Source organism: Paenibacillus sp. FSL R10-2734 (assembly GCF_037963865.1).
In the GTDB taxonomy this organism is placed as follows: domain Bacteria; phylum Bacillota; class Bacilli; order Paenibacillales; family Paenibacillaceae; genus Paenibacillus_AQ.
In genome coordinates, this window is sequence record NZ_CP150170.1 from 5251488 (window position 1) to 5268951 (window position 17464).

Genomic DNA, 17464 nt, shown 5'->3' on the forward strand with positions numbered 1-17464 from the left:
TCCCAGGCGGTTTTCTTTCTCTCCTTTTTTCCTCTTACCATGCTTAGGAAGTTTGTTGCTGCCCTTCACGCTGACTGTGCTCCTTGCTCCCCATTAAAGTAAGTAAGGCAGGAACTATAATAAACGATTTGTCAAATCTATCGGCCCTCTTGAATAATTATGCACAAATTTGCATATTTTATTTTTTATCATTTAAAATGAAAAAATCACAAAACGTATAAATATAATTATTTGAATATTTACTTACCCACAACGACTATACCCACAATTCCCACAAGTCTTACAACCCTCGATATTAATCAGCGAGGCACCGCCGCAAGATGGGCAAAGATCACGAGAAGCCTTCGAGTGATCATGCGCACCATGTCCACCATCGATTGCTGCTGTGGCAGGAACACTTGCTTTCAACTCAGCGTTCAACGCTTCATTGAAATCCTCCAGCTCCAAAGTCGCTGCGATAGGTGCAGGCACATGATCATCCTGAGCGTTGTTCAGTACATGAGTTTCTAGTGCTTTAGCTACAGCATCTGCAATGGATTCAACGCGATTTGCACCAAAGCCGATAGCACCTGATCCGCCAATGCCTTTCAGATGTTTGATCAACAGTTCAACCTTCTCACCATGATCTCCATAACGGAGGAACAAGGAGCAGACACGTCCAAGTGCTTCTGCCATCGCAAAGACGTCAGAACCCGCTTTACCTACATTCAGGAAGATTTCAGCCGGTGTACCATCTAAATCATTGATCGTAATATACGCCATACCAAAAGGTGTGTTGATCTTGTATGTTGCGCCGCGCAGAACCTGCGGACGTTTCTTGTATTGTTTATCCAGCTCTGTAGTCACCTGTGGCGCTGGACTTGCTGCAACAATACTCGCACTTGCTTCAGGAGTTGCTGCAACTTCAACTGCTGGAGCTACCTCTTCAGCTGCAGTTTCTTTCTTATCTTCCTTCTTCGAGGTTTCCAGAACTTGCACATCACGGCTACCATCACGGTAGATCGTAACGCCTTTACAGCCTAGATCGAAGGCCATTTCATAAAGCTCAGCCGTCTCTTCTACTGTGAAGTCAGACGGACAGTTCGCTGTCTTGGAAATCGAGCTATCCACCCAGCGTTGAATTGCAGCTTGCGCACGGATATGATCCTTAGCGGACAAATCCATCGAGGTCACAAAGTACTCTGGCAGCTCTTCACCTGGATGAGCTTCCAGCCATTCTTGAGCGATTGGAACGAACTGCTCATCGTAGCCAAGACGACTTTGACGATAATATTTGAAAGCAAAATATGGCTCAATGCCTGTCGAAGTACCTACCATTGTACCTGTACTGCCTGTAGGCGCTTGTGTAATCACTGTAACGTTACGCATACCATGTTGGCGGATCGCTTCTCCAACCTCTGGATACGCTTCGAGCATATTTTTCATAAACCCGCTCATTAGGTATTTCTCAGTATCAAAAGCAAGGAACGATCCCTTCTCACCAGCAATCTCTGCGGATGCAAGGTACGCTTCACGAGCCATAAAGCCGTAAAGCTTGTCCAGAAACGCCAAAGATTCCGGACTGCCATAACGGATGTTCAATTTGATCATAAGCTCGGCAAGTCCCATCGTTCCGAGACCTACACGGCGTTCGTTCTTCTGATTCGCTTCATTTTCCGGGAAATGATAAGGCGTCTTATCAATGACATTATCCAAGAAACGTACAGAATAACGAGTCGTATTCGCAAGATCTTCCCAGTCTACATCATGATTCTTCTCATCGTAGAACTTAGACAGATTCACAGCCGACAGATTGCAGACTCCCCAGCCTGGCAGTCCTTGTTCTCCACATGGGTTCGTACAAATGATCGGATTAAAGTACCAGCTGTTGGACATCTGATTGTAGTATTCCATGAACACAACGCCAGGCTCAGCGGATTTCCAAGCAGATTCGATAATAGTGCGCCACACATCACGCGCTTTAACGGTGCGATAATGAATAACATTTTTGCCCGCAGCCTTCCATTTGTCGAGATCGCCATCCCACGTATCGTTATAATCAGGGTCTGTCGTATCCGGGAATACGAGATCCCAATCTAAATTTTCTTTAACAGCCTTCATAAAGCTATTGCTCACACATACCGAAAGGTTCGCATTAGTAACCTGACCCATCGTTTGCTTCACTGTAATGAAGTCCTCAACATCTGGATGCCAGTCATTAATCATGAGCATGAGCGCTCCACGACGGCTGCCGCCTTGTTCAATTAGTCCAGTGGTATAGCTAAACAGACCGCCCCAAGATACAGAACCACTAGACGAACCATTTACACCTCTCACAATCGCACGACGCGGACGTAGTGATGATAGGTTAATCCCTACACCGCCACCACGAGCCATAATTTCTGTCATTTCAGCCAATGTCTGCATAATGCCGCCACGGCTATCTTTTGGAGAAGGGATTACATAACAGTTGAACAGTGTTAGTTCTTCACTAGCGCCTGCACCAGCCGCAATACGTCCACCCGGTACGAGCTTCCAATCATCCAGAATCGAACGGAATTTACCTGCCCATTCTTCTTGAAGCTCAGGTGTCTTCTCAACAGAAGCCATAGCTGTAGATAGACGATCCCACATTTCCTCTGGTGTTTTTTCTATATTAAGCGTCAGCTTCTCAACATCTGATTTCACAAGTTCGCCGCTGCGCGTCTTCACGGTTACGATTCGGCCGTTACGCTCTACAATCTCTCCGACTTCCTTCGTTGGAAACTTCGGATCATCCTTTGTTAGAACGAGTACTACATCGCCCACTTTAGCATTGTTGCTGTCGGCATCCTTCCAAGCATAACGATCCAAAAATATTTTTTCACTTAGCCCTTCAAGGCGTTGCTTACGTTCCATGTTACTCAATAAAAAAACCTCCCGCATTGTAGTAAATATTAGTTCCAGTTCAAGTTGTGATCTCCACAACAAAAACTTCCTTACACTTATCTTCCGCCTTACGGGTGTATGTAGGAAGTTCATCTTGTCAATAAAAAATACCAGCTTCGCAGCTTGATAAAAACACATTTTCATGCTTTTGTCACAATATATTGTGTGCGTCAGCTTTTAAACTATACCACATATTGTATCGAAGGTCTTTTTCGAAAATAGAGTCAAGCAGCCGAAATATCGCAAACCATGCCGCGTTTTCTCGCTTTTGCTCTCTTTTTTAAAGGCTATCAAGAAAAATAGAAGGTTATGAATTTTATTGTTTAAGAGCATACTACTCCTACGAATGATGATATGAATTTGCGCCTGAGGAGGCTGTACCATGACGCAATTATTCCGTAATTCTCAACCCCACAAAGGTGGGAAGTCCGCGCCTATACTGCCTGTTCCTCTTTCTTTTGACCGGAATTGGCTACAGGATCTAGAACTCAAGCTAGAAAAAGGCGGTCCGTGGGGAGATTTACGTCTGTCTAAGCTTGCCGTGCAAGGTGAACAAACGGGTCTAGTAACAAGCTTCGATGAGCTGCAATGCATGAAGCATTTATCCGGATTATCCCCTCTTCCTCACCAGCTTGATACCGCGCATAAAGTTCTGTTTGAGATGTCAGGCCGCGCGATTCTTGCAGACGAGGTAGGACTAGGAAAGACGATTGAAGCAGGACTTGTACTTAAGGAATATCTTGTTCGCGGTCTCGTCTCTAAAGTTCTTATTCTGGTACCGGCTTCCCTCGTATTGCAGTGGGTCCGCGAGCTGAATGCCAAGTTTGGCATATCCGCCATTGCACAGAAAAAAGCATACTCCTGGGGAAATGCGATTGTAGTCGCATCTATGGATACCGCCAAACGCGATCCCCATAAAGAAATGCTGCTGGAAAATGAATATGACATGTTGATTATTGATGAAGCACACAAGCTGAAGAATAAAAAATCGACCAATTATCTATTTGTACAGCAATTACGCAAAAAATATTGCCTGCTCCTAACCGCTACTCCCGTACAGAATGATCTGGGCGAGCTGTTTAATTTGATCACTTTACTGAAGCCTGGGCAATTAGGAAATCAGGGCGATTTTGCCACAAATTTCGTCGTTGATAAACGTCAACCTAAGAATGAAGGTCAGCTAAGGGACGAGCTTTCGAAGGTGATGATCCGCAATCGGCGTGGCGAAGGTCCAGTTAACTTCACGAAACGAAAAGTCCGTAATATTCCGCTAGTTCTATCACAGGAAGAAAGAGTATTATATGACGCTGTCACTGCTTTTGTCAAAGACCAGTATCAGGAATCGGGCGGCAATCTTAGCAGCATGCTTTCCTTGGTAACGCTTCAGCGCGAGGTCTGTAGCAGCCGGGATGCCGTGTTTATCACTTTAGTAAATCTGATCAAGAAGCTGCCCGCTGATTCTCCGAAACGCGACCGGATGATGGAGCTATTGCAGACACTCCGAACGGTTAAGACCAACACTAAAGCGGAAACAACGCTATCCCTCATTCAAGAAATGAATGAAAAAGTCATCGTGTTCACGGAGTACCGTGCGACTCAAGAATATTTGCTGCAATATTTCCGCGAACATGGGCTAATGTGTGTTTCTTATTCCGGCGGGATGAACCGTGGTAAAAAAGACTGGATGATGGATCTCTTCCGTGGTCGTGCTCAAGTAATGATCGCAACCGAGGCGGGTGGTGAGGGCATTAACCTGCAGTTCTGCCACCATATGATCAATTTCGATCTCCCTTGGAATCCCATGAGAGTAGAGCAGCGGATTGGACGGGTGCACCGATTAGGTCAGCAAAATGACGTGGTTATTTATAATTTGTCCACACAGGGCACGATTGAAGAACATATCCTGCATCTGCTACACGAGAAGATCAATATGTTCGAAATGGTCATTGGCGGGCTGGATGTGATTCTGGAGCGTTTTGAGAAGAAAGAATCTCTGGAGAAAAGCTTATACAAAATCATGCTCGAATCTCACTCCGATGAAGAGCTGCGAAATGAGCTAGATCATATCGGCGAATCCCTAAGTGAGTTGACTCAGGGTATTAAAAAGGAAAGCGAGACTGCGACATGACCCTCACCTCACAGGAAGTACGTAAACATGTAATGGACTATTTGGAAGCGACAGAATGCTCCATTATTGAAGTATCGCCCATTCACGTAACTGTAAAGCTATCGCCAAGAGCTGACAGAATGCTTACAGACCGTCCTTATTATTGGGGATTCGTGGAGCGTACTGGCGTTGATCCGGAGACACTCTCTTTCACCTTTGTATTTGATCCTGAAAAATACGACAGTCAAGCAGCTATAGAAGCTCCACCAACGGTAAACCGCAGCATCGGAGCATTTAACCCGCCTATTACCGGTAGCCCAGCGATAGGCGCGACAGCTGATGTTGAAGCTAGCACGGATCTATTGAATTCAGAATCACCGGAATCTAATGTGGTTCATGTCCCCTCTTCAAATCCTGAAGATAGCATCCTTGCCCGCTACTTTGGTATTGTTCCAGCACTGCCTCGAATTGGGCCCGGCATGATAAGACGAGAAGATGTCGTCTATGGGAGCAAGCGACTTCAGCAAATTTGGAGTGCTGCCCAAGATGAAGGAAAATGCCTTTACTTATTTGAGGATCCAGGAAGCAGACAGCGGAACACGCTCTTCTCTGCAGCCTATGAACCGTGGCTCGGTGTCTGCTATAAAGTGGAGATGAGCTGTGATTTGAAACGGGAAGAACTTCATTATCTTGGGATATCTCTGACCAAAGGGACCATCATTGATGACTTTAACGCAAAGATATCCTCTCGGGAGATGACACCTCGCTTACCGGAAAATGTGCATATTCAGCCTTATGATTTGACAGTGACAGCCGCTACAGATTTATTGGAAGCTCATCTTACCTCCCAGCTAGCCGAGCTTGATTACACTTGGGCCGAACAGGCACGTGAGCGTCTTAGAATCGAGCTGGCTATCATTGATATTTATTACGGCGAACTGCTGAAAGAGCCTGATGAAGAAAAACGTCTAGGTACTCAAGAGCAGTATAACCGTCGTCGACAAGAGACCATTTGGCAGTATGAGCCGCAAATTGCAGTTTCTGCGGTAACCTATGGACTGTTTCATCTGCGGAGCCTATAGAATGCGACCCCACTCGCTAAAAGCAGGCAAAAAAACAAGAGAACTTCCGCCTTCAGGCGCGACAGTAAGCAACAGTCTTTTTATAGCCTGTCCACTACACTAAAGAGGAAGCTTATACTTTCTGATATTTCAAAAAAAGAAAGGTGAACGACGCCATGAAAATAAGTTTACGGCGGAGGCTGCGACTTGTTGGTCAAGGATGCCTCCTCCTGCTTCTATGCTTCGGACTGTTTGTAGCGAGCTCCAGCGCTCCTTCGGCGCTTGCCGCAACCAGAGTAAGTGTGATCCAATCAGTCACACAGGATGCAATACCTGCGCTGAAGATGAGTACCTTACCCTCTCCCACCACGGTCCAAGAATTCGCTAAGACTACACTGAACAAGCTTGCTGCAGAAGCTCCATTTACAGCCTGGAAGGATGCAGGGATAGAATATTATCCCCTTGGTCCAGGTACTCATAGCTGGCTAGTCAATGTTATGAAGGGCGAAGAGCGGATCGGGTACATGATCATTTCCGCTACCGAAACAGGCGGATATATGCTAAGTGAATATGGAGCCGGCACTTACGGACTCCCGTACAGTTTAAATGATCTGCGCCAATTCTTGGTGCAGAAAGGACTTATTACTTCATCTTTTTCAGGAAAAATAAAGCTTACTGCATTATATGCACCGCTTCTACCTGTATGGAAAGTAACCATTGACGAAAAGATATTTTACATCAATGCTTCTGTGCTTCAAATCTTACCGTGGACACTTAGCAAGGCAGAAGAAGTCCTTAATGAGCTGCCCCCAGTAACAGATGTGATCACTAATCTCAATCCAGACGTGTCACCGCTATCGGCCTTTAATAGTGGAGGGTCAGATGATCCTTACGAAGATATCCTATGGCTGACCGCTCCTAAACTAACTACAGTGAGCAGCGACAACATTGCGCTTCTGATTAGATCCAAGGAGAGCATCGCTTATCAAGCTGCTGGGCGAAATGACCTTGTCGGGGCACCTTTTATGATTACAGGATATCAAAGCTGGCAGCCTTCTCATGAAGAAGCTCAAGCTGAAAACAATAAACTTACCGTATACGCAGCGTCAGGCCCTGAAGGAAAACGATACTTACCTCTCACTGCACTACAGAACAATGGAACACTGCATAAGCTGCCAGACAGAAATATCAAAGCACTCGGATTTAATCGTTAACAATAAAGCAAATAACCTTCCACTGCCACTCATGAACATAGGCACTGGAAGGTTATTTGCTTTTTCTAACATTCATTCTTTTTTACCTCGGCTCCACTTGCTTCGCCAGATAGACCACCCAAGTGGAAGCATGCCGAACCATTTCTGTGACCACGGCTGCTTCGTAGCTGCTGCTCTACGAGCATGTATGGCACGTGGATCCTCGATATATACGACTACCTTCTCGGTTATATACTTCACAAGCTCATCGCCACCGGAAGCCATTGTAACACCTCCTACATTGTTTGTGAATTTAGATGATCAGCGTTCGTTCCATGTTCTTAGTGTGCACCATCCGACTTAGATCTAAACTGCAAACTTCTGATTTGTCGTATAGGTTTACCTATTAAAGCACAATCTAACAAAGAATCTAGGGGACGAAGTTATTCACATGCAAGGAGGTGTTTCATTTGAAAAACTGGATAAAATATACTTTTCCCAGAACAGCAACTGCTTTATGTTGCTTTCGGATCACTTTAACTACCGTAGGACTGCTAATATTGTTTCTGGGGAACGCACAAGCCTCTACTGCCTCTGCAACACCAACCAAACCAGTGATGAATGATGATCGTCAGCACCTATTAGGCCACGGTCATCGCATGATTCTAATTGATGCAGGGCACGGAGGCATCGACGGTGGAACCTCCTACGGTAATATTTTAGAAAAAGATATCACGTTAGATATTTCACGCCGATTATTTCTGCTGCTTCGCAGTGATGGATTTGACGTAATCTTGAATCGCAATGGTGATTATGCACCCAGTGACGAAAACCGCTGGCTGCGCAGCAAATCTCGTCATCTGCGGGATCTTGCACAGCGTAAAGAGCTCGCCGAGACGCTCCCAGCTAATGTAGTGGTAAGCATCCATATTAATTGGGCGCCTTCCCCTTCTAAACATGGACCGCTTGTATTGTATCGCCAAGAGGGTCGCAGCTATTTCCTTGCCAATTCCATTCAGCAACAATTAAACAGCCTCTACGATGTCGAAGCTCATCCAAGACCAGGCAAACCTTTCTACCTCCTAAACAAAATAACCGCCACAACAGTTATCGTTGAGGCGGGTTTTGTAAGTAGTCCGGCAGATCGCCAGAAGCTGTGCTCACCTAAAGGGCAACAAGAAATTGCTGAAGCCATTGCTGGTGGTATCGTTGCTTATTTTATGGAAGTGTAAGGTTGGAGTTCCACTTCATCTCGCTTTTGACCAGATCAGAAATGCCAATAAAATCAACACTGTCTTTCATTTGCTCAATACCGCTGCGGATCCCTGCGGCGGTCTCTTTTCCAAATATGCCAACATGACCAATGGTGATGCAAAAGCGTTGATCCTGTGCTAAATCTTTAACGAGGCCCATTTGTTTCAGAACATGGCTAGCTGTATGTGTGTCATCCAGAAAGATGTGGTTCTCCACGCGAGGTAGCCCCATTCGATAAGCCATATTACCTGCAACGGAACGGTAGTTGGTCTTACTGTCCACAAAGAACAATCCTCGTTCTTTGCATACGGATAAGATCACGGCCATAATCCGCTCGTCTCCGGTGATCTTTGAGCCCATGTGGTTATTTATACCGATCGCATAAGGTACATTATCGAGTGCTGCCTCAACCTTTTGTCGAACTTCCTCATCGGACATCTTGGCCAGTATGGCTCCTGGTCCTAGCCATTTCGGATTACCTTGGCGCGGCTCCATCGGCAAATGCACCAGCACATCATCTCCGCGTTCGTGTGCACGAGTGGCATCTTTAACGGATGTTGGCAAGAAAGGCATAACAGCCACCGTAAGCTTCACAGGCAGCGAGAACATTTCATCCGTTCCCTTCATGTCATTGCCGAAATCATCAATAATAATAACGACCTTATTGCGCTTAGCTGTACTCTCTTCAAGCTGCATATTGGTAACGTTGTCTTTAGACGTGGCTGCAGAGACAGACGGCATCGCCGGAACAATTGCGGTAATCATTACTGCAGCAACAGCAAACCAATTTAGAAAATAACGTTTAACTTTTCGGCTGTCCTTCATCAAGAGGAACTCCTCCTTCGTCATAAACAATTGTTCTCATTGTTTGGTTCACGAAGGTTAAATATGTACGTGCAGGGTTCGCAATAATTTACAATCGCGCTTTTCTATTGCCCTCGCTCGTCAGCAGCAAGGATTGCTTCTAGCACATTCACAGCTTGGACCTCGAAAGGCATATTCCACATTGGACTTTCCTGAGTACAACTAGCTTCCGCCACCACCATTAATTTATCGATCTCACTACTGGTGATTCCAAGATCCTTAAGTGTTACTGGAAGTCCGACTCTTTTGCAGAAATCAATGACCTGAGCGATCTCCTCACTCGGAGCCTTCTCAAGTACTAACTGTACGATCGTAGCAAAAGCAACCTTCTCACCGTGTAGCGTATTCCGGCATCCCTCATGCAACGTCAGTCCGTTATGAATGGCATGGGCTGCGGCAAGCCCGCCGCTCTCAAACCCAACGCCGCTTAAGTAAATATTAGCTTCAACAATATGTTCCACCGCAGAAGTGGTGATTCCTTGTTTCACATCTTGCAATGCTAATTCACCCTCCGCGAGAAGCGTATCCAGACAAGCCCGTGCTAAGGAGAAGGCTGCGATTGTACTAGTCCCGCCCGCATGGGTAATCGCCCCTGATTGCCGGCAGGCTCTTGCTTCGTAAAAAGTGCTCAAGGCGTCACCCATTCCAGCAACCAGTAATCTTGTCGGAGCTTTAGCAATGATATCGATATCTGCGATGACCATATCGGGATTTCTTTTTAATGGTAGATAGCAATCAAAGTCACCCTCATCCGTATACAAAACCGATAACGCGCTACAAGGTGCATCTGTTGAGGCGACAGTAGGTACAATAACTACCGGCAGATCCGCCATGAAACTTACTGCTTTGGCTGTATCTAACGTCTTGCCACCACCAATCCCTAAGACGACTTCAACGTCCTTCAAACCGAGTTGTAGCACCAGCTCATCCACCTGATTACGGCTGCACTCGCCCTTGAATTCGCGCATTACAATTAGAATATTATTCAATTCAAAGCTGTGTGAGATATCCTCCTTGTACATAGAAAAAATATAAGGATCTATAATCGCAAAAGCGCTTTTCGCTCCCAACTGCAAACAATAATCTCCCAGCTTACGAATCTCGCCATTTCCCTGAATATATTTTGTCGGTGAACATATTATTTGCGTCATGGTTTCACTCCTCTTTTGTGTATACCTTTATTCTAAGGAGTATTGCTTCAGATCGGCTATTAAAAAAGATCTACCGCGAATATATTCTCAAATTCAGGCCACCTGATGTTTCTTAAACGCCCTATAAGTAAGAGGCAACAGTAGCACTATGACAATAACAGCGAATCCTGCCATGACCTTATATTCTGGAATCAATACACCGAACAGATTAAACAATTCATAAGAGGTAATTTTTTTAAAGCCATCAAACATACTGGCCGGCAGTAAATCTATCAGATGATTAAACAAACGACTGCTCTTGCTGGCAGGAATGAACAGTGGACCAATAACCAATATTCCTATGACAATGATAACAGAAAAGGGACTACTCATAAGGCTGGACAGCCACAGAGTCAATGCTCCCACCATCAGACAGGCTAGACTACCGATGAGGATCGCCCACAGATACGCTTGGAAGACTGTGAAGGAAACGGGAGCCAAAAGGTCAATCATCTGCACATTTGCTTTCGCACCCTCAAATCCAAATATTCCGAGCAGCAAAAGCGTGTATGCCACGAGCGCTAAGAATAGTAGTGCTATAGATAGAATAAAGCCAGCCTTTAATTTGGCGGTGATGACCTTATTGCGACCATAACGAGAAGACAAAATGATCGCATCCGTGCCCCGCTGATATTCGTCGGCGAACATGGGAGCGAGGCATATAGCAATGGCCAAAGATATAATTAAAAAGAGGTTTTGAAGATTTTGGAATACTTTTTCCCATCCAGTAACATAGTCCATCTGAAATGGAACACGAAGCTCCTCGTTCATTGTATTAAAGAATGCTTTCTCCTTGACGGAATAATTACCATAAGAATAATCGTAATTTAAATAACCGTTAACTTTTTCAATCCGTTTCTCATAAAACACTTTAGCATCATCCGGTTGCAATCTATCCATTACAGAATAATCATAATTGCTCAAAGGAGAAAATGCGTAACGAATTAAAGTATTGATCTGTTCATCTGGCACTTCATATTTAGCATAAGCTTCACTGTTTAAATTCCCTTTATCATCAATATTATTCGGATCGAGATGAGCCTTTTTGTGTCGTTCAATCGAATTTGCCAATTTTTCAGTCGTTAAGGGACCGGCAAGCTGACGACCGTATTCTCTTTGGAGGGAAATCGCAGCCAATCCTTTTAATTCCTTACCATCCTTACCCGTTATGTATGCCCCTGTGACCCTCATGTTAACTAAGAGTAGGACCACTGCTATTACAATCGCAATTACGACGTAAAACAATTTGCTCCTTATTATTTTCCGCAGTTCAAACCGGGTCAGCGTGTCCATGATTCAAGCCTCCTATATAACCTGATGCTTTTTGAATGCCCGATAACTAAAAGGCAGCAATAGTGTTATAGTTATTACCGAGAATCCAACCATTATCTTATACTCTGGAATCAACTGCCACCCAAGATGAAATACTTCATAACCTGTTATTTTACTAAAGCTGTCAAACATATTACCTGGCAGCAAATCTATCAGATGATTAAATAGACGGCTATTTTTATTTTCGGGAATAAACTGGGTACCTACAAGAAGAATTCCAACTGCGATAATAACGGAAAATGAGTTTCCCATCCGACTGGAGAGCCACAGTGTCAGCGCTCCCACCAATAGACAAGCTAGGCTACCGATAAGTACCGCCCACATATAGGTTTGCATCACCGTGTAGGGAACAGGAGCCAAAAATTTAATCATCTGCACGCTGGCATTCGCTCCATCGAATCCAAATACCCCTAGAATTAGCAATGTATAAACCCCAATTGCTAACACTATAAGTCCTACAGATATAATAAAGCTTGCTTTCAATTTGGCAGCGATGGCTTTGCTGCGACCATAACGAGTAGATAAAACGATGGAGTCTGTTCCTTTCTGATATTCCCCGGCAAATACGGGGGCGAGACAAACCGCAATGACAAATGCAATAATTAGAAAGAGACTCGGCAAATTCTCAAATACATTTTTCCAACCAGTAACATAGTTCATTTGAAAAGGCACCGGAATTTCCTCATTCATTTTGGTGAAAAAAGCTTTCTCTTTGACTGTGTAATTGCTACCAGAGTCATTACTATTTAACAATCCTTGGACTTTTTCCATCCGTTTCTGGTAAAATCCCTTAACGTCTTCAGGACTTATTTTGTTTATAAGGTAAAAATCATATCCGCTTGCAGGAGAAAATGCATCTGTAATCAAAAATTGAATTTGATTATCCTTAACGTCATATTTGGCATTAGCTTCGACGGTCATCTCACCTTTTTCATCAAGGTTCTCAGGGTCACGAAGTAATTTTTGATGTCTTTTAACCGCTGCTTCCATCTTTTCTATGGTCAACGGACCGGCAAGCTGACGATTGTACTCTCTTTCTAATTGGATAGCTGCTACTCCATTCAAGAACTTACCATCTTTTCCTGTCGTTTGTGTATTTGCGACTAATATAATGGATAAGAATAACGCCGCCACTATCAAGATTACAATCCCTGCATAAAATGGTTTTCGGCGCATGATCTTTCGCAGCTCGAAACGGGTCAATATATCCATAAGTCAAGCCCCCTATTTTTCAATAGCCGTAACATCTTCTTCCTCCTGAAAATGGTATAAATAGAAGTCCTCCAGCGTTGGCACGACCGATGTCGCCTGCTCAATAGGTCTCTCTGCGGACACAATTCTCAGTTCCACCTGATCCCCTTCATGCCGCAAATTGCTTACACAATAACGGGCATTCCATTCCTCAGCCTCCCGGACTGGGATACGACATGACCATACGAAGCTCTTCATCGTTGCCGTCAGCTGGTCCACCGTACCGGCTGTCAGCAAACTACCTTTCTTCATTACAAGAATCTGGTCAGCAATATATTCCACATCGGATACAATATGTGTCGAGAGAATAACAATCTTGTCCCTACCCAAATCGGCGATAAGGTTACGGAAGCGGACCCGTTCTTTAGGATCAAGTCCTGCAGTCGGCTCGTCCAATACCAACAAATGGGGATCATTAAGTAGTGCCTGTGCGATACCCAGCCGCTGCTTCATCCCTCCAGAAAAAGTGCGGATTTTTTTCCGAGCCACATCATCCAGAGCCACAGTGCCGAGTAGTTCTCGAGCTTTCCCTTTTGATGCCGCCAGCGTCAATCCTTTTAGCGAACCTATGTACCACAGAAACTCCTCTGCACTGAAATCAGGATAATATCCGAAGTCCTGAGGTAGATAACCAAGCAAATCGCGATAGCGTTCCCCCATACGACCGATTTCCTCATTGTTCATCTGTATCGTTCCCGAAGTAGGGTTCAGGATACCGCAGATCATCCGAAGCAATGTTGTTTTTCCGGCGCCGTTTGCCCCCAGTAAACCGTAGACACCGTTGGTAAGTCGGATTGAGATTCCGTTTACTGCCTTTTTGGCAGAAAAATGCTTACTCACCTGATTTAAAGTCAGTTCGAGCATTCCACACTTCCTCCTTTTATTCTCTATTGTTTTGACTTGTCTCACGCCAATCTTAAAATTGTATTCTTGAGGCCGTTTCCAGGCTTCTGCATGTCCTGCATACCCCTCGAGTCTCGTAAACAATTCCAACCGTAGAAAGCACCAGTAATACCTGCCATAATCCGGTTACTGATGATAGAAACAAAGAGAAGGAATAATTAAATGTAAATATAAGCTGTACAATTACCAACAGAGCACAGTAAAGGAGACAATAATACCCACAATTTGATGTACGAATCCTGTTCAACAACCAAAGGGAACCAAGACAAGCAATATTGAAGGGCACCAGCAGATACAGCAGGAGGCTCAAAATCCCAGTCTGTATCCAAACATTCAATAGAATAGCCAGTAAGGCCAAACCGATAAGATCCGCTAATCCAAGCAAACTCATACGCACCAGCGTCAGTTTCTCCAATATATGCCGAGTACTTAATTCAATCTCCAGCATATGAAAGGTTAATGATCGAGTCAGTGTCTGTAGCCCCGTGATCACCAGTAATGGAGCTGAAATAGATGCCAGCATGACAATTTGGATATTTCCGTGAGGATGATTAATGAAGTTATGCAGAAGTAACCCCATTCCAGCAACAATTAACAGCTGTAATGCCCACACTTTCCAACTGATGAAGCGAAGCTGAGCCTTATAGAACTCTGTAAATGAGGTTCTTTGTGTAGCCTGTGTTTGGCGCAGTTCTAAAGCTGCCCCATGAATGGTCTCTTCTAACCGCCCCCGATCAACGGGAAACGAAGGGGAGTTTCTTAGTGTAGTTACTATGGAATGTCGCTGCTTCTTCTTCAACGAATTCACTCCTCTCCAAATAGCTTCTTAAAACAATTAACCCACGCTTCACTCGATATTGAACCATGCATACATTTACTCCCGTAACACGAGCTATGTCGCGGAAGGTCATATCCAGACAAAATCGCATAAAAACCATTTCCCGCTGCTCTTCAGGCAGAAGTAGAAGCAGCTCATGAACCAGATGCTCTCCTTCTACTTGTTCTTCAATGGAGCCGTTTGGCTGTGAAAACGGTTTTTCTGCTTCCTCCCTATGTACCCAGGACAACGAATACTGTTTTTGCAGATAATCATTGCACAGGTGACGAGCGATTGTGTATAAGTATGCGAGGCATTTTCCTGCATTTTTATATCTGTCAATATATCTGCAAAATCGATAGAAAGTTTCTTGGGTCAGATCCTTCGATTCTTCCTCACTTCGAACCTTGTAGTAGCAATACTTCTGGATTCCGGGGTAATACCTTTCGATCAGCGGTGTTAAGTACTGCGTCTCCCCCTCATGTATTCGCCGGATCCACTCCACTTCATCCACTACGTCCCTCCTCTCTATTATGTATAACTGATTTATACAGAAAAAAAATGAAGTTACATTGTGACTTTTTCGTGAAATTCTTCAGCCGCTTCCTTTTCGTACGAATCTGCTTGCATCCTATACAGACTCGCATACACTCCTTTTTGCTGGATCAGTTCGGCATGCGTGCCTAATTCTCTTATCTCACCCGACTGCAGTACAATGATATTGTCCACATCCCTGGTATTAACAAATCGATGAGTTACCATTATGCATAATCTACTGAATTTCATTTCCTGAAAACGCATGAAAATTTCATGTTCTGAGATCACATCCAATGATGCGGTTGGCTCATCCAGAATTAGTATAGCGGAGGGCTTCATTAACGCCCTCGTAATGGCCAGCTTTTGCCATTGTCCCAGCGATAAATCCACACTGCCGGACCATTCCTTTTTTAGTCTGGTCTCATATTTCTCAGGAAGTTGGGCAATAAATTCATCTGCTCCCGAGTTTTTTGCCGCGTCAATTATTTTTTCCAGATTGTTTACCTCTTCCAAATTCCCCAAACCGATATTAGATTTTATATCAAAAGGATACTGTATTAAGTCCTGAAATACCGCGGCGACATTCAGAAACACTAGCAAATTGCATTTAGAATATTAATTTTGGTATAATGACCACTATTGGATTAATTTAACATTTTAGGAGATGATTATATTGTTGCATATTGCAGTATGCGATGATGACGAAAAAATGCTTCAGCAGTTAAAAGATTTCTTTTTAGAATTTTCAAAAAAATCTACAAATACCTTTTATGTGCAATATTTTCCGTCGGGAGAGGAATTACTATACTATTATAGTCTTCCCGGCCGATATACCTTCCACTTAATCTTTATGGATATCGAAATGTCCGGCATCAGCGGGTTAGACACTGTACTCAAAATTCGCGCTCAACCAGATTATAACGTCCAGATCATTTTCTTAGCTGATTCTCCCGAATATATGATTGATAGTTTTAATGTACAACCATTTTATTATCAGTTAAAACCCCTACTTTACGAAACATTCCATGCATTATTGCAAAGAGCATTCGTATATATAAATACCGCCGTTTATCCACGTATCAAGCTAAAAACAACGGATGGAGAGGTTATTCTGCAAACATTTGAAGTTATATCATTGGTCAAAGTAGATAAATCACATGTTAAAATAACCACCCTGGATCAGGTAATATATTCTTCTATAACATTGACCCAGCTCTCAGAGAGACTCGATATAAATTTCTATCAAATACATAAATCTGCCATTGTAAACATGAGGCATATCAAAAAATTCACTTCCAGTACGGTAGTAATGACAAACAAGGACATACTTCCTTTGGGCCGATTGTATAAGAAGGATGTGATAGAAGTTCATACGAGTACTCTCTGCGAACCTACTCTTCAAAGAGTATAGTGATGATGTGAGGACAAAGATCGTTCATTAGAATTCTCTTTTTCAAGTTATATTGGATCCGCATTTTTTCAACCACTTTAATTTAGCAAGCAATTTTATGCATCCTCCTCAGAGATAGGCACATAGAAGAACGACAGTCTTTGCTAACTTACGGCTATCGAATTATTATGATAGAAACTGAGAAATGCGGATTAAAAGCCAGAATATCATTAGGTACAATATTAGAAAAAGAGACGTTGACTGTTTTTATTGTTCACAGTGATGGGTTTGACACCATCCTGAACCGTGCGTGATTATGCTTACAGCGATGAGAACCAATGGCCTCGTCGCTTCTCACTCCATTTGATTGATTTTGCACAGCACAAAGAGCCTATTGAGACGCTGCCAGCGACTTTAGACTTTAGTTGTGAGTATCCGAATTTTTTCATCTTCATGCATGTCCTCATAATGTTATTCGTTAAGAGGGCTGATGCTTCATTCTTACTTTATCTTCATGATAAATTAAATAGTCTCTAACATGTGTAATCCTGTCCTAAACAAAATTGCTCTTATATTTACTCAACACAATAACCACCACAGCGCTTATTGTCGAGGCGGAAGTCCCATTTGATTTTCTTTTGTGCAAAATTGAATATGC

General features: G+C 43.7%; 15 protein-coding genes. 5 read left to right on the top strand and 10 right to left on the bottom strand.

Features of this window, described 5'->3' with window-relative positions:
* Positions 1–243: 243 nt before the first annotated feature.
* Positions 244–2877, bottom strand: a complete 2634-nt coding sequence (locus tag NSS67_RS22955; RefSeq protein ID WP_339320675.1) for an adenosylcobalamin-dependent ribonucleoside-diphosphate reductase — start codon at positions 2875–2877, stop codon at positions 244–246.
* Between the two features lie 412 nt (positions 2878–3289).
* Here NSS67_RS22955 and NSS67_RS22960 point away from each other — a divergent pair, with 412 nt between their 5' ends.
* The 3 genes from NSS67_RS22960 to NSS67_RS22970 all read left to right on the top strand — a co-directional run bounded on the left by NSS67_RS22960 (position 3290) and on the right by NSS67_RS22970 (position 7289).
* Entirely contained in the window at positions 3290–5035 is a 1746-nt protein-coding gene (locus NSS67_RS22960; protein WP_339315947.1) for an SNF2-related protein, read from the top strand.
* Positions 5032–6096 (top strand): YqhG family protein, encoded by a 1065-nt coding sequence (locus NSS67_RS22965; RefSeq protein WP_339315948.1) that lies wholly within the window; start codon positions 5032–5034, stop codon positions 6094–6096. The genes NSS67_RS22960 and NSS67_RS22965 overlap by 4 nt, the downstream gene beginning before the upstream one ends.
* Before the next feature lie 155 nt (positions 6097–6251).
* Positions 6252–7289, top strand: coding sequence for a hypothetical protein (locus NSS67_RS22970; protein WP_339315949.1), 1038 nt, complete (start codon positions 6252–6254; stop codon positions 7287–7289).
* Between the two features lie 72 nt (positions 7290–7361).
* Here NSS67_RS22970 and NSS67_RS22975 read toward each other — a convergent pair whose 3' ends face one another.
* Positions 7362–7553: a YqzE family protein gene (locus NSS67_RS22975; RefSeq protein ID WP_339315950.1), complete on the bottom strand. Its 192-nt coding sequence runs from the start codon at positions 7551–7553 to the stop codon at positions 7362–7364.
* A gap of 185 nt (positions 7554–7738) precedes the next feature.
* Between NSS67_RS22975 and NSS67_RS22980 the strand changes: the two genes are divergently transcribed.
* Positions 7739–8500 carry an N-acetylmuramoyl-L-alanine amidase gene (locus tag NSS67_RS22980; RefSeq protein WP_339315951.1) on the top strand — a complete coding sequence of 254 codons (762 nt, stop codon included), beginning with the start codon at positions 7739–7741 and terminating at the stop codon, positions 8498–8500.
* Here the strand turns inward: NSS67_RS22980 and NSS67_RS22985 are convergent.
* From NSS67_RS22985 to NSS67_RS23020, 8 genes are all read right to left on the bottom strand, one after another.
* Complete coding sequence (locus NSS67_RS22985) at positions 8487–9347, bottom strand: divergent polysaccharide deacetylase family protein (protein ID WP_339315952.1); 861 nt, start codon at positions 9345–9347, stop codon at positions 8487–8489. The two genes, NSS67_RS22980 and NSS67_RS22985, sit on opposite strands and share 14 nt — an antisense overlap.
* A 104-nt stretch (positions 9348–9451) precedes the next feature.
* The gene (locus tag NSS67_RS22990) at positions 9452–10537 is read right to left on the bottom strand and encodes a glycerol dehydrogenase (protein ID WP_339315953.1); all 1086 of its coding nucleotides are present in this window, start codon (positions 10535–10537) and stop codon (positions 9452–9454) included.
* Positions 10538–10630: 93 nt separating this feature from the next.
* Positions 10631–11869, bottom strand: a complete 1239-nt coding sequence (locus NSS67_RS22995; protein WP_339315954.1) for an ABC transporter permease subunit — start codon at positions 11867–11869, stop codon at positions 10631–10633.
* Positions 11870–11881: 12 nt separating this feature from the next.
* Positions 11882–13120, bottom strand: coding sequence for an ABC transporter permease subunit (locus tag NSS67_RS23000; RefSeq protein WP_339315955.1), 1239 nt, complete (start codon positions 13118–13120; stop codon positions 11882–11884).
* Positions 13121–13132: 12 nt separating this feature from the next.
* Positions 13133–14023, bottom strand: coding sequence for an ABC transporter ATP-binding protein (locus NSS67_RS23005; RefSeq protein WP_339315957.1), 891 nt, complete (start codon positions 14021–14023; stop codon positions 13133–13135).
* Between the two features lie 52 nt (positions 14024–14075).
* The gene (locus NSS67_RS23010) at positions 14076–14861 is read right to left on the bottom strand and encodes a hypothetical protein (protein ID WP_339315958.1); all 786 of its coding nucleotides are present in this window, start codon (positions 14859–14861) and stop codon (positions 14076–14078) included.
* Entirely contained in the window at positions 14797–15393 is a 597-nt protein-coding gene (locus NSS67_RS23015) for a sigma-70 family RNA polymerase sigma factor (protein WP_339315959.1), read from the bottom strand. The genes NSS67_RS23010 and NSS67_RS23015 overlap by 65 nt, the downstream gene beginning before the upstream one ends.
* A 53-nt stretch (positions 15394–15446) precedes the next feature.
* Positions 15447–16010 (bottom strand): ABC transporter ATP-binding protein, encoded by a 564-nt coding sequence (locus NSS67_RS23020; protein ID WP_339315960.1) that lies wholly within the window; start codon positions 16008–16010, stop codon positions 15447–15449.
* A 79-nt stretch (positions 16011–16089) separates the two neighbouring features.
* On the opposite strand from NSS67_RS23020, the gene NSS67_RS23025 reads away from it, so the two are divergent.
* Positions 16090–16827, top strand: a complete 738-nt coding sequence (locus NSS67_RS23025; protein WP_339315961.1) for a LytTR family DNA-binding domain-containing protein — start codon at positions 16090–16092, stop codon at positions 16825–16827.
* Positions 16828–17464 lie beyond the last annotated feature (637 nt).